22 protein-coding genes and 2 pseudogenes are annotated in these 21,172 nt (G+C 69.4%); 6 read left to right on the plus strand and 18 right to left on the minus strand.

Annotation, left to right across the window (positions count from 1 at the left end; translation table 11 throughout):
• Positions 1-179 precede the first annotated feature (179 nt).
• From ABZ822_RS01875 to ABZ822_RS01925, 11 genes and pseudogenes are all read right to left on the minus strand, one after another.
• Complete coding sequence (locus ABZ822_RS01875; protein ID WP_360845712.1) at positions 180-1,175, minus strand: hypothetical protein; 996 nt, start codon at positions 1,173-1,175, stop codon at positions 180-182.
• The gene (locus tag ABZ822_RS01880) at positions 1,157-1,807 is read right to left on the minus strand and encodes a hypothetical protein (protein WP_360845714.1); all 651 of its coding nucleotides are present in this window, start codon (positions 1,805-1,807) and stop codon (positions 1,157-1,159) included. Before ABZ822_RS01880 ends, ABZ822_RS01875 begins: the two co-directional genes overlap by 19 nt.
• 101 nt (positions 1,808-1,908) lie before the next feature.
• Positions 1,909-2,319 (minus strand): pilus assembly protein TadG-related protein, encoded by a 411-nt coding sequence (locus ABZ822_RS01885; RefSeq protein ID WP_360846933.1) that lies wholly within the window; start codon positions 2,317-2,319, stop codon positions 1,909-1,911.
• A gap of 62 nt (positions 2,320-2,381) precedes the next feature.
• A complete protein-coding gene (locus ABZ822_RS01890) occupies positions 2,382-2,888 on the minus strand; it encodes a TadE/TadG family type IV pilus assembly protein (protein ID WP_360845716.1) in 507 nt (168 codons plus the stop codon).
• Between the two features lie 6 nt (positions 2,889-2,894).
• Entirely contained in the window at positions 2,895-3,266 is a 372-nt protein-coding gene (locus ABZ822_RS01895; RefSeq protein WP_360845718.1) for a TadE family protein, read from the minus strand.
• 538 nt (positions 3,267-3,804) lie between these two features.
• On the minus strand, positions 3,805-4,074 hold the full coding sequence (locus ABZ822_RS01900; RefSeq protein ID WP_360845719.1) for a hypothetical protein: 270 nt from the start codon (positions 4,072-4,074) through the stop codon (positions 3,805-3,807).
• Between the two features lie 75 nt (positions 4,075-4,149).
• Complete coding sequence (locus ABZ822_RS01905; protein WP_360845721.1) at positions 4,150-5,067, minus strand: type II secretion system F family protein; 918 nt, start codon at positions 5,065-5,067, stop codon at positions 4,150-4,152.
• Entirely contained in the window at positions 5,064-6,056 is a 993-nt protein-coding gene (locus ABZ822_RS01910) for a type II secretion system F family protein (protein ID WP_360845723.1), read from the minus strand. Before ABZ822_RS01910 ends, ABZ822_RS01905 begins: the two co-directional genes overlap by 4 nt.
• Before the next feature lie 10 nt (positions 6,057-6,066).
• Entirely contained in the window at positions 6,067-7,416 is a 1,350-nt protein-coding gene (locus ABZ822_RS01915) for an ATPase, T2SS/T4P/T4SS family (RefSeq protein ID WP_360846936.1), read from the minus strand.
• A gap of 311 nt (positions 7,417-7,727) precedes the next feature.
• A pseudogene (locus tag ABZ822_RS01920) lies at positions 7,728-8,534 on the minus strand (hypothetical protein); the annotation flags it as partial.
• A gap of 59 nt (positions 8,535-8,593) precedes the next feature.
• Positions 8,594-9,205 carry a hypothetical protein gene (locus ABZ822_RS01925; protein WP_360845724.1) on the minus strand — a complete coding sequence of 204 codons (612 nt, stop codon included), beginning with the start codon at positions 9,203-9,205 and terminating at the stop codon, positions 8,594-8,596.
• A 383-nt stretch (positions 9,206-9,588) separates the two neighbouring features.
• On the opposite strand from ABZ822_RS01925, the gene ABZ822_RS01930 reads away from it, so the two are divergent.
• From ABZ822_RS01930 to ABZ822_RS01940, 3 genes are all read left to right on the plus strand, one after another.
• On the plus strand, positions 9,589-10,317 hold the full coding sequence (locus tag ABZ822_RS01930) for a hypothetical protein (RefSeq protein WP_360845726.1): 729 nt from the start codon (positions 9,589-9,591) through the stop codon (positions 10,315-10,317).
• A gap of 187 nt (positions 10,318-10,504) precedes the next feature.
• Entirely contained in the window at positions 10,505-12,097 is a 1,593-nt protein-coding gene (locus ABZ822_RS01935) for a hypothetical protein (protein ID WP_360845728.1), read from the plus strand.
• A 198-nt stretch (positions 12,098-12,295) separates the two neighbouring features.
• A complete protein-coding gene (locus ABZ822_RS01940) occupies positions 12,296-12,823 on the plus strand; it encodes a hypothetical protein (protein WP_360845730.1) in 528 nt (175 codons plus the stop codon).
• Positions 12,824-12,950: 127 nt separating this feature from the next.
• Here ABZ822_RS01940 and ABZ822_RS01945 read toward each other — a convergent pair whose 3' ends face one another.
• The 6 genes from ABZ822_RS01945 to ABZ822_RS01970 all read right to left on the minus strand — a co-directional run bounded on the left by ABZ822_RS01945 (position 12,951) and on the right by ABZ822_RS01970 (position 18,164).
• A complete protein-coding gene (locus tag ABZ822_RS01945; RefSeq protein WP_360845732.1) occupies positions 12,951-13,619 on the minus strand; it encodes a hypothetical protein in 669 nt (222 codons plus the stop codon).
• A gap of 8 nt (positions 13,620-13,627) precedes the next feature.
• Entirely contained in the window at positions 13,628-15,058 is a 1,431-nt protein-coding gene (locus ABZ822_RS01950; RefSeq protein ID WP_360845734.1) for a hypothetical protein, read from the minus strand.
• On the minus strand, positions 15,055-15,393 hold the full coding sequence (locus tag ABZ822_RS01955) for a hypothetical protein (protein WP_360845735.1): 339 nt from the start codon (positions 15,391-15,393) through the stop codon (positions 15,055-15,057). Before ABZ822_RS01955 ends, ABZ822_RS01950 begins: the two co-directional genes overlap by 4 nt.
• A complete protein-coding gene (locus ABZ822_RS01960) occupies positions 15,378-16,166 on the minus strand; it encodes a hypothetical protein (RefSeq protein ID WP_360845737.1) in 789 nt (262 codons plus the stop codon). The genes ABZ822_RS01955 and ABZ822_RS01960 overlap by 16 nt, the downstream gene beginning before the upstream one ends.
• Positions 16,167-16,488: 322 nt before the next feature.
• Positions 16,489-17,523 (minus strand): hypothetical protein, encoded by a 1,035-nt coding sequence (locus ABZ822_RS01965; protein ID WP_360845739.1) that lies wholly within the window; start codon positions 17,521-17,523, stop codon positions 16,489-16,491.
• An 11-nt stretch (positions 17,524-17,534) separates the two neighbouring features.
• Positions 17,535-18,164 (minus strand): hypothetical protein, encoded by a 630-nt coding sequence (locus ABZ822_RS01970; RefSeq protein ID WP_360845741.1) that lies wholly within the window; start codon positions 18,162-18,164, stop codon positions 17,535-17,537.
• Between the two features lie 318 nt (positions 18,165-18,482).
• Here ABZ822_RS01970 and ABZ822_RS01975 point away from each other — a divergent pair, with 318 nt between their 5' ends.
• The 3 genes and pseudogenes from ABZ822_RS01975 to ABZ822_RS01985 all read left to right on the plus strand — a co-directional run bounded on the left by ABZ822_RS01975 (position 18,483) and on the right by ABZ822_RS01985 (position 20,347).
• Positions 18,483-19,121 carry a hypothetical protein gene (locus ABZ822_RS01975; protein WP_360845743.1) on the plus strand — a complete coding sequence of 213 codons (639 nt, stop codon included), beginning with the start codon at positions 18,483-18,485 and terminating at the stop codon, positions 19,119-19,121.
• Positions 19,122-19,209: 88 nt separating this feature from the next.
• A pseudogene (locus ABZ822_RS01980) lies at positions 19,210-19,536 on the plus strand (hypothetical protein); the annotation flags it as partial.
• Positions 19,537-20,092: 556 nt separating this feature from the next.
• A complete protein-coding gene (locus tag ABZ822_RS01985) occupies positions 20,093-20,347 on the plus strand; it encodes a hypothetical protein (protein ID WP_360845745.1) in 255 nt (84 codons plus the stop codon).
• A 454-nt stretch (positions 20,348-20,801) separates the two neighbouring features.
• Here ABZ822_RS01985 and ABZ822_RS01990 read toward each other — a convergent pair whose 3' ends face one another.
• Positions 20,802-21,104 carry a WXG100 family type VII secretion target gene (locus ABZ822_RS01990; RefSeq protein WP_360845747.1) on the minus strand — a complete coding sequence of 101 codons (303 nt, stop codon included), beginning with the start codon at positions 21,102-21,104 and terminating at the stop codon, positions 20,802-20,804.
• Positions 21,105-21,172: the final 68 nt, after the last annotated feature.

Consider the following 21,172-nt stretch of genomic DNA (forward strand, 5'->3'; position numbering starts at 1 on the left):
CGCGGCCAGCAACAGAATTCCGGCCGTTGCCACGGCTGCGGCTCCGGCACATCGGATCTTCATCGGACTGGCGCTCCTGTGCGTTCGTGATCGGTTTCGAAGGCGACTCTGCTGGGCCGCACAACGCTGGTCCGGCACCGGGTGCTCGGCCTCATGGCGAGCACCCGGTGCCGGGGCGGTCAGCGGACGATCGCCTGGACCTCCTTGACGGTGACGTCCTGCTCATTCGTCGACAGGCCGTCCGGCATGGCCGGCTGCTGAGGAGCGCCGTCGGGGTCGGCCGATGCGGTCCAGTGGACGTCCCAGACCAGCTCGCTCGTGAGGGTGTACGTGCCGTCGCCCGAGGACTTCTTGTACTCGATGTTGCAGTCCGAGCCCTTGCTGTCGACCTCGTAGCCGCCCTTGCCCTTCACCAGGTCGTACTCGCAGGTCTGCGGATCGGCGTACTCCGTGCCGGCGTTGACTCGCAGCTTGCTGGGCGTGGCGACGGTGGTCGCTGCGATGTTCACACCTGCTTGGGCGTTGTTGAGGCTCGCCGTGACCCACACGCGGTCCAGGGGTTGGGCGAACTTGACCTGGGTGCCGAGGTTGACGATCTGGTTGCCCGCGCCGGGCCGCAGCTCCACCGGCGGAGCCGGGAGCCTCGTGCGGTCGTACGCGAGGCCGGCGAGAATCTCGGGATCGACCGCGCCTTCGGGGGGTGCGGGGTCCCGAGGCTCGACCCAGATCCACAGCTCACCGATTTCGCACTCGCGGGGCGACATCACCGGGGTGCGTTCCCACCACATCCCCTTCTTGTCCTTGTGCGCGTCCGTCTCCTCCTTCCGACGGCCCGCCGTGTCGTGGTCGATGCCCTCGAATGGGCCCTTGCCCTCGAGTTCCTTGTTGTGCTTGGCGAGTTCCTCGTTGGTGTACCGCGGCTCGAACCAGCACACCGGTGGAGACCAGGAGGAGCTGGAGCTGTTCATCGGCTTGCCACTGCCGTTGTTCGTCACATGGAACTGAACCTGGGAGCCGATGGCGCCGTCGCCGCTCTTGGAATCCGCCTGGCCTTCCTTGCCTCTCCTCTCCCAATCCGCCGCTGCATCTCCGGCAGTCCAGGTGGCGATCCCCAACAGCAGAGCGAGCGCGAAACCGACTCCTGCTGAACGCTGCCTCAGGCATCCTGCTGGCATGACCTGCTCCTCTCCAGGCGCTGCTCGTCGATGACCTGCCATTCACCTGTGACGCTCTTCTTCAGTTGTGCACGGAGCTCGACGAAGGACTTCAAACTCGGCTTGGTCTTCTCGACCTTGTCGGTCTTCACGATCTTGTCGAAGACCTTGCTCTGGTCCTCACAGAAGGTGACAAGCGCGCTGTTGCCCTCGACGGACTTGACCTCGCGGCCGTAATAACGGTCGGTTCCGGTGACTGTGGCGCCATCGTCCTTGTAGATCTTGAAGTTCGCCACGTATTTTGCGTGAGCTTGCTCCGCCCAATAGCGGTTGAAGTTGTCTGTGGTCTTGCCCTTGGCGAAGGACTCGACCATGCCCATCAGCGCGTAGCCGTGGTCCTTCAGGACCTCGTCCTTCGCCTTGTCGCCCGTCTTGTCGGCGTCGATGACGACCTTGACGTCCGACGGCAGATCGAACTTCGGTGCGCCCTTCTCCGCGGCGGACGGGGAAGCCGGCGGCTCCTTGTCCTTCTTGTCCGCGCCCGCGATCTTGTCTCCGGCCTTGCTGCCGCCGTCGTCGTCGCTTCCGCACCCGGACAGCAGCAGGATTCCGGCCGTTGCCACAACCGCGGCGCCTGCGAATCGGATCTTCATCGAGTAAGTGCTCCCGTTGCGTTCGTGGTCGGTTCGGAGGTGACTCTGCTGGACTGCACAACGCTTACTCGGCCACCGAATTTCGATTGCCGGGAGGCCCCTCAGCCCGTACGGACCTCGGCACGCGCTTCGCCGCGCACCGTAAGGGAGCCGCTGTAGAAGAGCCCGGTCAGGACCGGCTGGTAGGTCAACTGGACTTCGACCTCGACGAACTCGGGCGAGCCGTCAAGGCACCTGGCACCCGCGACGTCGTGACCCGAGAGACCTTCCTCCCGGACGAACGCCTGCACCCGCGCGCCGCAGTTCTGGTAGTTGATCGGGGCGCCCCCGTTAGCCCGAAGGGCTTCCTGATCGAGGTCCTGGGCGGCGTAACGGGCGGCCTGTTCCGCGATGTCGGCTGCCCGCTCGCGCTGGGAGATCGACAGACCCCCGTCGACGACGAACGCGGCCAGCGTCAGGAACAGCACCGCGAAGATGATGACGGCGGCCGCGCCCGATCCGCGGTCGTCCATGCGGGCCCGCGGGTCCAGACGCGCCCCTGCGGAGCGCAGCGCGGTGCTGACACGCAGTCGGTTCACGCTGCCCTCCGGTACGGGTCGAGGGGCGAGGTGGAACGGCCCGTCAGTTCGGTCGGGATGTCCAGGCCGAGCATGCCGAGTCCGCGGATCTCGCAGCTGACCTCGACCGTGAAGAGCCCGCCCGGTTCGAAGCCCGCACTGGTCTTCCTGACCTCGACGCCGCCCACGCACACATCGGTGAGCCCCGCCTCGGCCGCCCTGCGCGCCTCGGCCATGGCGGTCGGCAGCTCCTTCTGGATCGAGCCCGCGCGGGCGGCATCGCGGGCCGCGCCGTCGACGGCACCGCGGCCGTCGACGAGTTGGCCGAAGGCCACCAGCACCAGGATGAACATGATCATCACCGGGGCGAGGATGACGACCTCGACCGTCGACAGACCCGCGTCCTGGCCCGGTACGGATTCCTGCCCCGGCTGCTCGGCCGGATCCGTCCAGGAGCCCGTCGTCGCAGTCCGCGTGGTCGTCGTCCGCTCGTCCCGCAACCGCGTCGTCGTTACCTCTTCCATGCGTCCTCAGTCCTCCACGAACCGCTCGACCGGGCCGCGCGACTGCGCGAACACCGTCAGGTCGAGACCCGGGAAGACCGAGGGCACATCCGCCTCGACCTCGATGCCCACCGTGTCCGGCTCAGGCGCGATGGCACGCGTCTCCGGGCCGATCAGGAGGCTGGGCCCGAGCTGCTCGATGTAGTCGTCGGCCTTGGTCGTGGCCAGGCCGCGCCAGCCCCCCGGGTTCTCGTCCGCCTGGGCGCGGGCCTCGCGCGCGCCCGCCTGGGCCGCCGCCTGGGCGACGTGGTCCGCGAAGAAGTACAACGCGAACTGCACCGTCGCGAAGATCATGAAGAACAGTACGGGGGTCAGCAGCACGAATTCGATCGCCGTCATGCCGCGATCGTTCGTACGCCGCGCGCCGCGGCAGCGTTCGCCGCAGCGCGTACGACCCGGCCCGGGGCCAGGTGCTCCGCCGTCGCACGTTCCGCCCTTGTGCGCACGCCCCTGGCCTGCACACGCCGTGCGGACACCCACGCCGCTGTCGCCGCGGGCGGCGTCCAGCCGGCGGCGTACGGCGGCGCGCACAGCGCCGCCTGCGGCACGGCGGCGCGGCCGTGGCCCGCGCCATGCCTCGGTGCGTCTCATGATGCGAATCCCCGTTGTGTTCCTGATGACATCGGTGAGCGGTGTCTCGACACCGTTCGCCTCGGCAGTGCTCGCCTCGCAGCCCCCACCCGCAGGGTGGTTCGGCGGGCGGTCACTGCAACAGCCCCGCACTGCACTCCCGTTCGGGGTGAGAGCGGTTCAACAGCCCCGCCCCGTACGCCTGGTTCGGCATGCGGACGGTTCAACAGCCCGGCCCCGACCGCCGGTTCGGTGAGCGGACGGTTCACCAACCGCCGCCCGCACCCCCGTTCCGCAGCGAAGAGCCTCAGCAGGTCTTGCTGGCGTTGGCGCCCTTGATGCAGTCGCCGACCTTGTTCGCGCCGTCGCTCAGAGCGGTGTTGATGATCGCGGCGACCACGCCGACGATCGCCACGACGACCGCCGAGATGATCACCCACTCCACCGCCGAGGCGCCGCGGTCCGTCTCACTGGAGCGGGCGCGCTCGACCCGGGCGCTCAGGAAGGTGACAAGGAAGTCGACAGCGGGGTGCCGGCGCAGTCCGCCGAGCCCGCCGATACGCGATTCGGAGTTCATGGTTCGTGTGTCCTTTCGACGTGTGGGGTGAGAAGGGGACGCATACGGGCGCCGGGCCGGACCGTTAAGAACATGTCAGACCTGGAACACGCGCATGGCCGCCGGGAAGATCAGGAACACCAGGAAGCCCGCGCACAGCAGCAATTGGGCCACGAGCATCGACTGCGATTTCTCACCGGCCGCCCCCTCGATCTCCGCCAGTTCACGGTGGCGCATCGTCTCGGCACGCGAGGCGAGCGACTCCCGTACCTTCGCGCCGTCGTCGGCCACGAGCGCCAGCGACGACGAAAGGTCCTTCAGTTCTTCCACGCCCAGTTCCCCACCGAGGTTCCCGAGCGCCTGCCACTGACTCGTACCCGTGATCCGGGCGTCCGCAAGGCAGTTGCGGATACGGCGCAGGGCCCAGCCGTCGCTGACCTCGGACGCCGCCATCAGCGCCTCGGGCAGGCCGCGCCCGCCCGCGAGGTTCATCGAGACCAGATCCAGGTACGCGCCCACGACGCGCCTCAGGTCGCGCCGCTTGTTCGCCGCGTCCCGCCGGACCTCGAGGTCCGGCAGCATGAAGAAGATCCCGGCGAAGACGAGGGCCAGCCAGATCGGGATGACCGGGCCGCTGCCGAAGCCGAGCGTCCAGACCACGGCGAAGACGAGCGGGCCGAAGAACAGGCCCATCGCGCTCAGCAGGACCTTCGTCGCCAGGAAGGACTCCCAGCTGCGACCCAGCACCGCCAGGTCGGCGCGCAGGGACCGCTGTTCCCAGCCCTGCTGGAGGTAGATCTCCGCGACGCGCTGCCCGATGCGGGCCCGTACCGGGGCGAGCCGGCCCGCGCCCTCGCCCTTCTGGTCGGTCGCGGCGTGCGTGGTGCCGCGCGCCCGCAGCGCGTCGATCTGCGCGACGGCGGACACCGCGCTGCGCCGGGACGGCATCAGCGCCCGGATCAGTACGTAGAGACCGAGGCCGAAAAGCGCCCCGATCAGCACCGTCTCGGTCATCGCGGCGCCACCTCCTCCTGCGCGTCGGGGACGGACTGGCCGCGCTGTGCCCCGCCCTGACCGGCGGGTGCGCCGGAGCGCGGCCGGACGAACGTGACCGCCGGCTGCTCACGGACCAGGAAGCGGTCCGGGGTGTCGATGCTGGACAGCTTGCGCAGCCACCAGAAGCCCATCGCGAACAGACCGCACACGCAGGCCAGGACGACCTGCCCGACCGGTGTGCCGTACGGCTCCACGAAGTCCCGGTTGAAGACCGAGAGTCCGAGGACGAACGCGATCGAGACACCGACGACGATCTGCACACTCCGCCGGGTGCTGGAGCGCTGCGCCATGACGCGCTGCCGCATGTCGACCTCCTCGCGGGCCGATTTGGCCAGCGCCCCGAGGACCTCGCGCAGACCCGGGCCGCGCAGCCGCGCGTTGAGGATGAGCGCGGCGATGATGATGTCGGCGGACGCGTCGTCGATCTCGTCCGCGAGATGCTGCAGGGCGTCGGGCAGCGGCGTACGGGAGCGCAGCCGGTCGACGAGCGCGTCGAGGTGCGGCCGCAGCGCGGGTGTCGCGGCACGGGCCGAGGCCGGAATGGCCTGTTCGAGACCGACGGCGCCTGCGATGGTGTCGCGCAGCGACTCCGTCCACGCCGCCAGGCCCTCGACCCGGCGCATCGCGGCCCGCTCCTCCGCGGCGCCGCCGAAGAGCTTGTCCCAGGTGAAGACCAGGATGCCCGCGGCGACGCCGGCCACGGGCCAGCGGGTCAGCAGCAGCACGACGAGGCCGACACCGACGGCGAGGGAGCCGCGGCGGGAGGCGAACCGGGCCAGTTCCGAGGCCCGTTCGCTCGCCTTGGCCTTCTCGTGCTCGGGTTTGGCGGGCAGCCCGCGGATCGCGGCGATCAGCAGCGCGATGCCTCCGCCGGCTCCGACGCCGCACAGCAGCGCGTACAGCACGGGCAGCGAGAAGATCCCGCCCATCGAGGTAAGGGAACTCATACGGCTCAGGTCACCCCCAGGTCCCTGTCGGCCGGTAGCCGTGGACGGTCAGTTCATCGAGGCAGGTGATCGGCGCGTGCGGCACGATCCGCCCGTCGGGCATCTCCGCGAACACCTCGCTGGACAGCACGCGGCCGTCCACGCCGTTGACCTCGCGGATGGAGCTGACGGTGCGGCTCAGCCGCCCGCCGCTCTGGTAGTTGTTGCGGCGCTCGATGAAGACGACGAAGTTGATGGCGCCGGCGATGAGCATCTGGCTGGCCTCGATGGGCAGCCGCTCGTTCGCCTGGAGCGCGTAGGTCGAGATGCGGTTGAACACCTCGCTGGAGCTGTTGGCGTGGATCGTGGACAGCGAGCCGTCGTTGCCCTGCGACATCGCGTTGAGCATGGTGACGATCTCGTCGCCGAGGACCTCACCGACGATGACGCGCGAGGGGTTCATACGGAGCGAACGCCGTACGAGCTCGGCCATGCTGATCGCGCCCTGGCCCTCGGAGTTGGGCAGCCGCTCCTCGAACGCGACGACGTTCGGGTGCAGGTCGTGGAAGGTGTCCAGGCCGAGTTCGAGTGCGCGCTCGACGGTGATGAGGCGCTCGTGCGGCGGGATCTCGTTGGCGAGCGCCCGCAGCAGCGTGGTCTTTCCGGCGTTCGTGGCGCCCGCGATCATCACGTTCTTGCGGGCCCGTACGGCGCAGGCGAGGAAGTTGCCGACCTCGGGCGTGAGCGTGCCGTTGCCCACGAGGTCGGACATGAAGACCTTGCCCATGCGCGCACGGCGGATGGAGAGCGCCGGGCGCCGCGTGACGTCCATGACGGCCGACAGACGCGAGCCGTCCGGCAGCCGGAGGTCGAGCTGCGGGTTCGCCGAGTCGAACGGGCGGGAGGAGAGACCGGAGTAGGCGCCGAGCACCTGGATGAGCTCGACCAGTTCCTCGTCGGTCTCGGCGACCGCCGAGCCGCGCACCTCGCGGCCGTCGGCATAGCCGACGTAGACCTGGTCGCATCCGTTGATGTCGATGTTCTCGACCTCGGGGTCGTCCAACAGCGGCTGGAGGCGGCCGACGCCGAAGAGCGCGGCGTGCACGGCCGCGGCGTACGCCTCCTCGGTCTCGGCGTCCAGCGGTGTACGCCCGTGGTTGATCTCGGAGCGGGCGTAGTCCTCGAGGATCTGGGCTATGACCGCGCGGGCGTACTGGCGCTCGTCCTCGGTCGACATGGGCGCGACGCCGGACGACTGGTCCATGCGCCGCTGCTCGGCGATACGGTCACCGGCCTCCTGCCGGAACCGCTTGACGAGGGAGTGGTCGACGTCGCTGCGGGACTGGCCTCCGGAGCCGCCGAGGTTGCGGCCCCGGCCCATGGTCTGTCCGGTGCCGGCGCTCACCGCTGCTCACCCGCGGAACCGCCGCCGCCCGGCGGCATGGTGCCGTAGCCGCCGCGGGGCATGTGCTGACCGGCGTGGGCCTGGCCGCCCTGGGCCGCGTGGCCCTGCTGACCGGCGTGACCCTGCCCCTGAGGCGCATGGCCCTGAGTTGTATGGCCCTGAGTGGCGTGGCCCTGAGGCGCATGTCCCTGAGTGGCGTGACTCTGAGTGGCGTGACCCTGAGGCGCATGGCCCTGGGTTGCCTGCCCGCCGGCGGGCAACCCGCCCTGGCCGCCCGCGGCCACCGCCGACGGCCCCGACCAGGCGGCACCGAACTGCTGGTGCAGATCGCCGGCGACCTTGCGGGCGGAGCGGATGAGCAGCGACTTCTCCAGCCTGCCGCGCTTGCGCCCCGCCAACTGGTCGGCGCCCGCCGGGTCGTACGCGATGGTGCCGACGACGCGGGCACCCGCCTGCGCCGCCACCAGCATGTCGTTGACCTGTCCCGCGATACGGCTGTTACCGGCCTCGGCGATCAGCAGTACGCCGATGAGCGGCAGCCCGAGCTGCGCGGCACCGCGGTGCGAACCGTGCAGCTTGGCGGACAGGGCGGAGGCCCGGTCCCTTATGCGGGCGAGGTGCTCCGGCTCGGTACGGGCGATGAGCAGCACGAGGGCCGCCTGCCCGAACATCTCGATCGCGGCCGAGTCCGGACCGATACGGCCGCAGTCGGCCACCACGTCGGCGGCGCCGTGCGCGGAGTCGGCGAGCCCCGTGAAGGCGCGGCCGAGGGTCGGCCAGAGCCCGCTGAGGCCCGCTGCCTGCTCCGAACTGCCCAGCCCGACCAGGACGTCGAGCCCGCCCGACATGGGCTGGGCGTGGTCCCAGAGCTGCTCCGCGACCAGACCGCGGCGTGCGGTGGCGGCCACGGAGAGCATGCCGATGTTCGGATCGAGCGGTCCGCCGTGCGCGGCGGCACTGCGGTACACCAGGTCCCCGCCCGCCTGGTCCGCCTCGGCCAGCAGCACCCGGCGCGGCCAGACCGCGCTGAGCGCGACGGCAGTGGTGGTGACCCCGGGCGAACCCTTGTCGGCGGCGAGAGCGATGAGCGCCATGTCCTTTTGTCCCTGTCCCTAGCTGCGCCGGGAGGACGCCAAGTCCCCCGGCGCCCTTGTCAGTTGGCGCTCTTGGGCACGCGTACGACGGCGACTTCCTGGACGGAGGCGGCGGGCGTCACGAGCTGTGCCTCGTCCTGGCTGACGAGCACGGACACGGGGAGGTCACCGCTGCTGATGGATTCACCGCCGTCGGCCGATGCGACCTCGCTGACCCGTGCGTTCTGCACGAGCACGTTGTCGCCGGAGGTGCCGGAGCCGGTGGAATCGGAGCTGCCGGAACCGGACTTGGCGGCGTCGCTGCCGACCCGGTACAGGGCGACTGTGTCACCGGCCTTGAGCCCGGCCGGGTACTGACCGTCCTTGAGGTTGAGGCCGACGAGGGCCTTGCCGTCGGTGATGTCGGACTTGCCGGTCAGCATGGACCCGACGAGGAGCGACCCCTCGGTGAGGTCCGTCGCGGCCCAGTAGTCGGTGGAGAGCAGATCACGCTGATCCCAGGTCACGTATTCGACACCGGAATCCTTGGCGACCATCGTGGATTCGATCGCGCTCTGCGGGACGCGCTTGCCCGCGGGCACCGCTTCCGTAATCTTCACAACTTCAACGCGCTCTCCGGCGCGCAGCACCAGAACAGTGGTGCCCAGCGCGCCGATGAGAATGAGAAGCACGGCAAGTGCGGCAAGCGCCGGCTTGCGCTCACGGGGCGCCGTGGGAAGCCTGTCCCCCACCGGCTGACCGGCTCCGGAAGCCCTGTGACTCCCCGCCCCCGCACGCTCCTGGACCTTCACGTCACCCGTCCCCGTAACTCCGACAACATTCGGGCATCTACGCCAAACCAGCCTCACCCGGCGCGAATTACACAGCGGAGTGAGGCTGTCAAGTCATCGCACCGTATCAGCAGCACATAAGCGCCTCAAGGCGAGTCACCGTCTGTGGACAACCGGCGCAAGGTCGTTATCAGAACGCAAACCGGGGACAGGAATCGACATTCGCGCCCATGCCATGATCCTCTGACGATCGCTTGACGCCACAACACGTTCACGGGGGCAATGTGAGGGTCCGGAGACCGATACGAACTCGAACCGCTCTGGCCGCCGCCGCCCTCATAGCGGCGACCTTCTCCGTACGGGCGAACTCCGGTACGGCCGCCGCGGACACCTCCGGACCGGACGCCTCCCAGGTGGCCTATTTCGCCCGGCAACTCGGACGAAATTCCGTTTACGTCAGCGACCAGATGCCCCGCGAACTGCCCCGCTCCTCCGCCCCGGCCATCGCGGAGACGGCGAAGCGACTCGATGTGCCCGCCTTCGTCCTGGCCCTGCCGAGCGGTACGGTCCGGGGCACTCAGGAAGCGCTGCTGGACGCCGTGCACACACGCCTCGGCCGGGACGGCGTGTACGTGCTGCTCGACGAGACCAGCGTGGGCGCGGCACGGCCCTACGGCGTCGCTCACTCCGCTCGGGAGGTGCGGGACGCCGCATACGCCGTCGGCTACGAGCTGCCCTCCGACGCGAGCGCCCAGCGCAGCTTCCGGCGTTTCGTCGAGATCGTCAACTCCGGTCAGGCCCACCAGCGTTACAAGACAGCGCGGGTCGAGTTCGATCACGCGTCGGGACGGGAACCCGAGCCGCTCCACCCGTCCCCGACCGACCGGGAGAACCAGAGCCTCCTCACGGGCGTCGCCGTGGCCGGAGTCCCGGTACTGCTCCTGACCCTCGTCCCGTACCTACGGCACTGGCGCCGGACGCTCCCCGTGCCGGGGAGGGAAGACCGCGCATGAGCAGCGGACTTCGCACACGCGGTGATGCGACGCCGGACTCTCCCGCACGGTCCGGTTCCGGAAGCGGCCGGTTCCCCTCCGTGCTGTTGACCGTTGCCGCTCTCGCAGCCGTCCTCCTCGCCCTGGCCGCGCACTCGCGGTTCGACGACACCACGTCGACCGACAGCGCCCCGCCCAAGGCCACGGCATGGCCTCGCGCCTCGACCGGGTCGCCGAGGGGCTGCGTAGCGCACCGGTCTACACCGACCCCGAGAGCCCTGACCCCTTCGAACCCCGCGAGCGCTCCGCGCTGCGCGCTCGCATCGAAGCGCTCGACGTTCCCGTGCACCTGGCCGCGGTTCCCTCGGCCTACGAGGACGAGTCGGCCGGTGACAGCCTCCTCTTCGCCCGTGATCTGCACGAGACCCTGGGGCGGGACGGCCTCTACGTGATCGCCGACCCGGTCGAGGGCGACATCGAACTCGCCAACTACGGGGCGCGGCTGGACACCGACTATCTGGAGTCCGTCCCCGACAGCATCACCGGCCCCGACTACGACGCCCCGGCGGACGACCCGAGACTGGCCGAGCGTCTGGACAAGCTGGTGGCGTACCTCGCCAAGGCCCCGTCCGGACCACCCGGTTCTGTCCCGTACGAACCGGTGTCCGCGCCCGACCCGGTCGAGGAGGACGCCCTGCCCGGCCCCTTCTCCGGCGATTTCGTTCCTGGTGTGTTCCTGGGGATCTTCGGCGCACTGTCCCTCACGGGACTGGCCGCCCTGGTGCTGTGGGCCGTACGTCAGTACCTGGTGGGGCGCGCCGCGTCCAGGACGTACGGCACGCGGCTGAGCAAGGGCACCGCCGGGACGACCGCCCCGCACGGCACCCTGCTGCGCCGTGTCGCCGCCACCATTGCAGCCGTCGGTGGACTCGTGCTGACGGCTCTCGTCGCCAACACCCCTGAATCGTTCGGTCTCGGGGCTTCCCCGGCCATCTTCGAGGCCGTGTCCGACCGCGGCCGGGCACTCGAAGGCATCATCCTCGGCTGGTATCTGATCACCCTGCCTCTCGCCGGCCTGCTGCAGACGGCGGTGGCACGCTACCGACGCGCGCGGATCGGCACGGGCTGGGCCCTCCTCGTCCTGTACTGGGCCATCGGCCTGCTCGTGGCCGTCGCCGCGTGGTACGTGGCCGACGCGTTCCCGGCGCACGGCGGAAGGGGCAAGAGCGGCGGCCTGTTCGGCGCGGCGCTCACCTTGGTGCTCGGCGTTCCGGCCGTGTACGCGTGCTCCGGAGCCGTCTTCGTACGGCCGCAGGCGGAAGGCAGGGATACGGCCGAACCCCTCAGGGACCAGATCACCATGGTGGCGCTCGGTGTGCTGGGCATGGCCGGCTTGTTCGGCGGAATGATCAGTGCCGTGCTGACCGTGCCGAAGAACGGTGCGTACGCGATGTTCTGGCCGGGCGCGGGCTGGGGCGCAGCATTGGGCGCGTCGTTCGCCCTAGCCCTGTGTGGGGCCGCCGAGGTGAAACCGTCGCGGCGGGATCAGCGCCGGGACCTCCTCCTCAACGCGGCGCGCCTGGCACGTCTCAGCGCGTTGATCTTCGCTGTGGCGCTGAGTGCCGCGCAGCTCGGCTGGTTCCTGCCTCCCGCACCGGTGGGGCTGGTCTCGGTGCCGATCGTTGTCGCCGTGCTGGTCCAGTTGTCGAGGCGGACCCGGCTCAGCGGGTGGTTCCACTTCTCGTTGCCGCTGCCGCAGCGGCAACGGGAAGGCGAAGCCGATCGAGCGCCGAGCCGCTGACCGACGGCCCGGCGGATGGTCCGGCAGATCGTCACCGGAGTCGGCCCGGCCTCGCCTGGCCAACGCCGTACGGGTTCCCTGAGCCGGAGACGGTCCCGGGAACGGTCCCTTGGGCAGGAGCCCCGCTGAGGCTATTCTTCGGCGGACCCGCCGCCCCGACGCAGGCGGGCCCCGCCGCCCCGACGCAGAGGAACCACCATGGCGACGCAACGCCCCACCCCGAGCGCCCGTGCCGAAGGCTCCACGCCCCTGGGGAAGGCCGGGTTCGCTCTGGCGGTCGTGGTGATCCTCGCGCTCATCACCGTGTCGGCCATCGGGGCGCTGGCCGTCATGGGGAAGCTGACGCACGAGTCTCCCTTGTCGTCCGTCGTGCCGGAGGACGGACGCATGGCGACGGCGATCGGCGCCCTCGCCATGGGCGGGGTCGTAGGGCTGTTCGTCCCTCTGACCCTGATCAAAGCGGTCAAGGGGTCGGCGACGGAGGAACGAACGAGCCCTTCCGCGGCCGCGGTTCAGATCCTCGGCTTCCTCGGTTTCGCCGTCTACGTCGGCCTGGTGTCCCTGATCGTCGCCCAGCTCGGCCGGCTGCTGCCCGCCCCCCTCACCGGCACCGTCGCGGTCTTCGCCGTCGGCTTCAGCTGGATCCCGCTGGCCCTCGTGCCGTGGGATCGCATCGGCCTCGGCGGCCTCCGCGGCGCACTGCCCCGTTCGCGCAAGCAGGGCTGACCCGCAGGCCGGCCGGTGCCGCGCGCCCCCGCGGTGCGAGGACGGCGACGCGCAGAGGGGCGCCCCACCGGCCGGTCGGACGACGCACGCCCCACCGGCCGGTCGCACGACGCAGCCGGGGGCCCCCTCAAGAAAGACGGGCTGACGCCGCCACCGCGTCGGCCATCGTGGCGAGCACTTCGCCCAGCGCCGGGCTGCTCCAGGTCATCAGCAGCTCGAGTACGGTCCCCGGAGCCTCACCCGGCAGGACGTAGTGCGCGACGCCCTCGACCACACCCGCCGCGTCGCTCCCGGGGTCCGAGGGCTCCAGTCGGTGCACCCGCAGCGCCGGTCCGAGCGGCAGGGCGACCTCTGTCAGCTCCGGCGGCTGGAAGTAGGGCCCGTCGGAGGCCGCGGCCTCCGCCCGCAACGCCTCGACCCGCCAGGACTCCTCCGGAACGCTCAGCTCGCGCAGCGACAGGAAGGCCAGGATCGGCCCTCCCCCCGGCGCGAACACGGCTGCGGACAGGGCATGGCGGCCCCGCGCGGCGTCGGCGGCCACGGTCAGGTCGTCGGCGTACGCCTGGAGCCACGCGGGCTCGGCGCTCGCACCGAGCCGCTCGCGCGCCTCCTCCAGCGCCCACGCGCCGGGCTGTTCGGCTGCCAGGTCCAGCACGATCCAGTTGTCCGGTTCCGGGAGGGAGACCGTGCAGGTCTCCCAGCCGGTGCCGTCGAGCGTGCCGGATCCGGCGGGTACGGAGGGTACGGCCGCCCCGGCCGCCGCCCTGGCCGGCCCGGCCGGCCCTGAGGTGTCCATCCGGGTCGTCACCTCCCGGCCAGCGACGCGTCCGGGCCCGTCACGTCGAGACCCGACCGGCCCAGCAGGAACTCATCGACGAACGAGCCCGAGATGTCCGAACCGGCGTTGACCGAGCTGTAGGTGTCCGAGCCCGCGCCGACGCCCATCGCGCCCATGGACAGTCCGCTGAAGACCGTCGCCTGCCGGAACGCGTTCGGCGTCCCGATGTCGTTGAGGACGGTCGGGCCGATGGCCTGCATCCTGCCGACCTCGTCGACCATGCCCGGCCCCGCGTACATGCTGCCCAGGCCCCGCATCCCGCCGGTCCGCCACGCGTCCCTGGCCGCCCCGAAGTTCTCGCCGAAGTTGCCGAGGGACCGCCAGTTGCCGCGCACCGTGGCGAGGTCGTCCGCGAAGCTGCCGGGCAGCCCGCGGAACGCCGCACCGAACGACACGTTCGGGGTGGCGGCGTCCCAACTGCGCGCTCCCGCGCGCCTGCCCACCATCTCGACCACGCGCATCCGGCGGTGCGCCGAGTTCAGTTGCGGCGCCGTCGTCCGTACGAAGCGGTTGGCCGCGTCCCACACCCGGCTGCGGCCCAGGGTCGCGGCCAGCTTGGACGCGCTGGAGAAGACGCGCCCGATGCCGAAGGTGGCAAGGCCCAGGACGTCCATCGCGACGTCGGTCCACTCGGCGTCCCCGTTGATGTACAGCAGCAGATGGCAGACGAGGGAGACGGCCGTGGCCACGAGCGCGATCGTGCCGAGGATGCCCGCCAGGGCCTGGCCGATGACGGGGATCCAGCCGACGAGGAGCGCAAGGATGCCGCAGACCGCGGCGATCACCCCCGCCACGTTGGCGATGGCGTTGAGGGCGTCACGCAGCTCGTCGAGCCAGGAGTCGTTGAGGTCGTCGTTCTCGGTCACCTCATGGATCCGGTCGGCGGCCTTCTTGCCGGCGCTGCCGTGCCGCGTCTTCAGCTTGCCGAGCTGGGACCGCAGGTCGTCCAGGTGGCCCTGGGCCGTCTCGACCTTGTCGTCGAGGTCCTTCTGGCCCTTGTCGTCCGTGTCCTTCGGCGGGTTGTCCGCCTTCCGCTGGGCGGCCGAGACGTCGCCCGCCGCCGTCTCTGCCTGCTCGAGCAGCCGGTCGGCCTCGCGCTGGATCTCCTCGAGATCGGTGTAGTAGTCCTTGAGCGCCTTGCCCGCCTCGTCGTAGCGCTTGTGCGCCTTGCTGACGGTGTCGGCGGTCTCCTTCGCCTTCTCGGCGAACTCCTTGCCCGCGTCGGAGTCCCAGCTCTTGAGGTCACCGATACGCCGCAGAGCGGCGGCGGACTTGGAGATGGTCTCGGCGGTCTTGGTGAAGCGCGTGGACAGCGACTTGAGGTCGTAGACGTCTCCGGGTACGGGGTCGGAGCTCTCGCCCAGCGGCTCCCATTTCCAGTCGGCGGGCCTGCTCACTTGTCCCCGCCCTTCCCCTTGCCGTTCTTGCCCTTGTCGCCCTTGCCCTCGCCGAGCAGAGCCTTCATGAGCTCGGTGTCGATCTCCTCGTACGCCTCGCCGGCCTTCTCCGCCACCTCACCGAGGCCCTTGATCTCCTCGATCATCTTGGTGCGATTGTCGTTCCAGCCGTCGGAGAAGTCCTGAAGGCGCTCCTGGAGCAGGTCGTGGCCCACGGTGCGGCGGTCGTACGTCTCCATGAGCTTGTCGAGTCCCTCGAACTCCGTGGCCACGGTGCGGAGTCCACCGCCTGCCGTGCGCAAGTCCTCGGTGTTGACTTTCAGCTTCTCGCCCACGCCGTTCCCCCGTTCGTCTCGTCGTTCTTCCGTCCGTCGTGGCGATCGCCGTTCCGGCCGTCCGCCCCGCCGTCCTGCCCGTGCTCGTCCTCGTCCTCACGCCGGCTCTGGCCGTTGCTCCGGCCGTCGGCTTCGCCGCCGCCTTCGTGCCGATCGTCGTGCGGCCAGCGGAGCGTCCCCGCCACGGCGTCGAACAGCTCGGCCATGGCGTCCGCGATCGGCTCCAGCGGCGTGCTGAAGGTGAGCATCAGTGTCTCGTCGCGGTCCGGAACGGGCACGAAGTACTCGACGACGGTATCGGCGAACTCCGTTCCCATGCGCCGCGATTCCCTGCTCCGCTCGGTACGCCGGCGCCGTGCGGCGGGCCCCGCGGAGAGCTTCACGGGCTCCACCTCGCCCAGGCCCTCCCTGGCGAGGGCGGCGACGGTGTCGAGCGCCCGGAAGCGCTCGGGCACGACGGACACCAGGAGGGAGGCGGACAGCGGCACGCCGCCCACATCCATGAAGGAGAGGTAGAGGACGACCCCGCCCTTCTCGACCCCGGCCTCCGCGACGCCGCGCAGGGTCTCCTCGGCCTCGCGCCGCAGGACGGGCTGGTCGTCGATGCCCTTGAACTGCCGCTCGATGAGGGCCTTCACGGACGCCTCGCGCCGCTCGGGCGGCTGCAGCGGGATGCGGAACCAGTCCTGGGGCGTGAGCAACCCGAAGCCCCTGCCCCGGCGGCGTATGCCTGCGCGGGCGGCCTCTGCTGAGTCGTCCGGCCGACGTGTCATGAGTAGCCTCCGCACCGCTCAGCGAGCGGCCCGTAGATGCGATCCATGGAGCAGTGGCCGCCTGGCGCGGTGGGGGGCGCGGCCGCTGGGCGAGCCACTCTACGGGAATGTTTTCGGCCACACATCGGCCACAGACGCGACCTGTCGGTCATGCGGGGGCGAAAGGGTCGATGCGCCGAATCATTGAGGCGCGGAATGAACGCCACAGGAACCGGGGCCGGTTCATTCGGCCCCGGCTCCCATGGTGCGATGTGTCCGCGCGTGCTCGCAGATGGCTGCTCGCCGAATAGGGCGAGCACCCAACGCGGCCTTCGCCGAACCTTCAGCGGTTGATCGCCTGGACTTCCTGGACGGTCATGTCCTGATCGGTCTCGAACGTACCGTCCGGCAGATCTCCATTGGCCCCGCCCGAGCCCTCCCAGGAGATCTCCCACGTCACGGAAGCGTTGAGCTTGTACGGCTCGTCACTGGCACGCAGGTACGTGATCCCGCAGGGCGGGGTCTCCTTGCCCTCGCCCTTGGTGTACGGCGTCCCGATGCTGCCGTCGTCGTTGATCCTGCACTCACCGGAAGCGGGATGCAGTTCGGCGTCCTCGGTCCCGGGGTCCAGGTTCAGACTGACGGGCTTGGCGGTCGTCTCGGCCCACAGCCCGGTGTTGGGCAATTCGGCACGGACCTTGACGTCCTTGAACGTTCCCTTGTCCAGCCAGACCCACGTGGGCAGGTTGACGGTCGACTTGCCCTCGGGATTCAGCTCGACCTCGGTGTCGGGCACGCGAATCTTGTCGTACGCGTACGAGGCAAGCACCTCGGGGGTGGGCGCGTGCTCGTCATCAGGAATGGTCCCGGCATCCTGCCAGAACATGATGCGCCCGCAGTCCCACGACTTGGGCTCGTTCTCATCGGGAGCGACGCTGCGCCAGAAGTAGCCGTCCTTGCCGAGGTTGTAGTTCTTGTATCCCGGAGCGGTGGTGTTGGCCTCGTCGAAGTTTTCGGTCGCTTCGCCTTCCTTGTAGTGGTCGACGAAGATTCCATTGGACCAGGACTCGTGGATACCCACATCGTCGATCTTGTCTTCTTCGACCGCGCGCTTGAGCTGCTTGGGTGTGAGAAGAGGCTCGTACCAACAGGCCGGCGGCTTCCAGTTGGTGCCGATGGGGGCCAGGTTGCCCTTCTTGCCGGTTCCGCCGCCGCCTTCGTGTGAGATCTTGATCTGTGAATGAGTGACGGCCGCCGCGACTTCTTGGTTGTCGGCGCCGCCTTCCACGCTGTCCCCCTCGCCGTACGCCAGGGCCGACTGAGTTGAGAGCGCAAGGACAGCTGCGGTCGCGACTGACACCAGCGACGCTCGACGCATTACCCTCATTGTCAGCACCCCCCTCGCTTCGCCTCCACCGATCGCGTCTTCCACACTCCGTGCGCGCTCTTCTGCAGGCTCGTCACGTAGTGCACGTGTGGGTTGACGTTCTTGGGAGTCCCCTCGACATCACCGGTCTTGCGGTCCTTCGTGTACCCCTTGCCCTCATCCACGCAGTAGAAGAGCGTGGCGCGCTTCTTGTCGAGGAGTGTGACTTCGGGGTCGGAGATACGCGCCTTGCCGATGAGAGTGAGGTCCTTGTCGGTGTACCCCTTGATGTAGGTACGGGACGTCTCCGCAGCTACGTCACTGCTGTAGAACCTCAGGTATTCCGCTTGCGGATCGTTATCGATGATGGCCGCATGGACACCACGAAGCCGCTCCTTGCCGTCATTCAGAACGGCCTGCTTCTTGGGGTCACCGTCCGTCCAGTCCTCGAAGCTCATCTCGAACGACTTCGGCAACTTGATCTCGGGGCGCCCGGCACCGCTCGGGGCATCCGGGCTCGGACTGGATGACGCCTTTTTGTCTGCGCCCTCGATTCTGTCCGGCGATCCATCGTCGCCGCCACCACAGGCCGTCAACAGGAGGGTCGCGGTCGCGGCGAGTGCGGCAGCAACGGACAGAGAGCGGCGGTTCACTGGCGACTCCCGGTAGGGCGAGGCGTGTTGTTCTGGGCGGACTGACACTATCTATGGGGTAGGCGCTTTCGCCAACGCGAACCTTTGGACAAGAGCGGGTAGTCCGGGCGAGGTCGGGCGAACCATAGCTTTTGTTCCGCGTCGGTTCTGCGTCATGGCAGCGAGGAATTCGTAGAGACACCACGGAGGTTGGACCACCACAAGCTGGTCCTCGGCATCCCTCACCAGTACACGACCTACTCGTGTCCCCGGCCCATCGTGAAAGATCGTAGGCTTGCCGGCAGTCGGGCATGTAGCGAATGGACGGGGAGCGTGAGCATGAGCCGGTATGTCGAGCCGCAGACCGTTGAGCGCGGGGGTTTCCGCATCAGCGTGCCCGACTCCTGGTGGGAGTTCGACGTTCGGCCCGAGTCGCGGGACGACAGCATCCGGAAGATGGTCAACGAGCGCATCCGCGCCGTGCCCGAGATGGCCGAGCACCGCGACGTGCTGGTCGCCTTTCTTCAGCGGTCGGCGCGCGAGGCGTGGGAGTCCGGTGCCGTCTACTGCGGCTGCATGGCGGAGAGCTTCGGCGGCGAGGTGCCGATCACGGCGTCCGTCACCGTGTCGCTCGTGGGCGCACGGACGTCCGACGGGACCATCCTGCCGACCGATCCCGCGGCCATCGTCGCGCAGTTGAAGCCGCGGATCGCCAAGCGGGAGGGCGACGCGTGGCGGAAGGTCACGACCGTCGACATCCCCGAGGTGGGCGTCGCCGCCCGTACCCACGGGATCGAGGACATCGAGATCCCGCCGGACAACCGCACCGTACGCGCCGTTCTGATGCAGACGTTCATTCCCGTGCCCGGCCAGGAGGGCAAGGTGGCGCTCGTGGCCGGAAGCAGTCAGGTGCTCGACCTCGCCGACTCGTTCTTCGACATCTTCGACGCCGTCACCTCGACTTTCCGCTTCGCGTAACGGGCATCACTGCGGAGGCTCAACTCCTCGCGTAATGTTGTGGAGTTGGGCCGTAGGTGGATGACAACCGCCGGGGGAGGCATTCGACATGGGTGGGAAGAAGCCCGATTTCGCGATTCCGCTGAGCGAGCTGGAGGGCTTCGGCGGAAAGCTGAGGTCGATCAAGTCCCGGATGAACGGGACGAAGAAGATGTTCGACGACTACCGCGAGGACATCGGGGACGGTGGAGTCGTCGACAAGCTCGAGGAATTCGAGTCCGGCTGGGAGGACGGGCGCGAGGACATCGACCAGCAGTTGAGCGGTCTCGCCGACATGGCCGACGCCGTCGTCCGCGAGGTGCGCAAGGTCGACCACGACCTCGAGAAGGAACTCAACAAGAACACCAAGAAGGGCGAGAAGCAGATCGGCAGCGGCAAGGGCGGCGGCTCCGTCAAGGTCGGCGACGGCGGCAAGGACGGCGGCGGCGACGGCAAGGGCGGCAGCGGTCAGAACGCCCCGACCGCCGCGAACAAGTGACCCGGCCCTTCCACGTCCGGGAATACGCCGGGCAGTTCGCGCGCCCATGACGTCGACCGCACGGGCACAGGCCGGAGGGCTTCGTTCATGAGCATGGACCCTCTGCTCCGCGGCCCCCGGTGGTACAGAGTCCTGCTCCACGCCGCGCTGGCACTCGTCTCGGGGCTCGCAGGCATCGGGGCTCTCGTCGCCCTCGGTGCCGGCAGCCTTCTCGGGGCGTATTCACCCGACTTGAGCGGCTTCAGGTACCGGGCACTCGTCTTCACCGTGGGGGTGTCCCTCGGTGTCACGGCGCTGCACCTGGCGTACGCGTTCGGCCGCGACACCGTAGAGCTGTTCGCGGAACGCGGCAGGCGCGCCCCCGCGGTCCGGCACGACGACGTCGGACGCCGTCGAGAAGAGCGCGCCTCTGGCGCTCTACGCGGGCGGCGCGTACGGCACCGTCGCCGGAATCGTGCTCAGCACCAGCGGATCCGGCATTCCCCTCCCCGGCGCCCTCCTCATCGTCTGGGCGCCGCCGGCCGCGCTGACGGCCTGGCGCCTTCCCGTCGCTCTGCGGAGACGGCGCGAGCGGCTCGAGGCCCGTGCCGCCGCCCGTGCCGCCGATCGTCCGGCCGGTCGGGTCGTCACCGCACGCCGGCAGCGCGTCGTCCGCACCAGGTCCCGCGCGCAGCGCCGCAGCGGACGGGCCCGCTCCTCGTCCGTCTGACCTGACGGCGACGGATCAGGGCCGGAGTCGGACCGAGCCCCGTCGGCACACGCCTGCGGGAAGTGACGGTCGTGACGCCCATGCCCCCGGTGGCCAAAGGACCGCCGCACGCATGCCGCGGGCCCGGCACCACGGCTCAGCCGCGGCACCGGGCCCGCTCGACGCATGAGGCCACGAAGGCCGAAGTGACCACAAGGCCCTGGGAAATCCCCCCGAAGAAACCGCGGGAAGCGGTCCCGGACCCGTACCGATACCCGTACCGGAATCCGTGCTCCGCACCGGAGAGCGGGCACAGAAGATTCACGAACGGAACGCCCGTACGGACCGCGGAGATCGACGGAGATCGACGGAGATCGACGGAGATCGACGGAGATCCCGCGATCGCAGGAGATCCCGCGGAGATCCGTCACCGGAAAGCCCCCGAAGCCCCCGAAGGCCCCGAAAGGCCCGCGCCCTACTTCTTGAGACCGCGCTCGAGCTCGGAGTCGAGGTTGCGGAAGGCCTCGGCGGCCTTGTCCAGGAACTGGGCCATACCGTCCATACCCTCGATGGTGTCGGTGGCGCCCTTCGTGAACTCCTCGTAGGACTGGTCGAACTGCTTCGACGCCTTTTCCGTGACGAAGCCGTCGTTGATGAGCTTCTTCACGTACTTCTCGGCGGCCTTGAGGTCCTTGTCGATGGCCTCGCGGTGCTTCCGAATCTTGTCGGCAGCATCCTCCATGTCCTGGTAAGTGAGATTCACATCGCCCTTGCCCATATGGCTCCCCTTCTCGTATCAAACGTGCCGCAGGGCAGACCCCCGTGGCCACCGTGCTTCTCATGATG

Source organism: Streptomyces sp. NPDC047108 (assembly GCF_040643575.1).
In the GTDB taxonomy this organism is placed as follows: Bacteria; Actinomycetota; Actinomycetes; order Streptomycetales; family Streptomycetaceae; genus Streptomyces.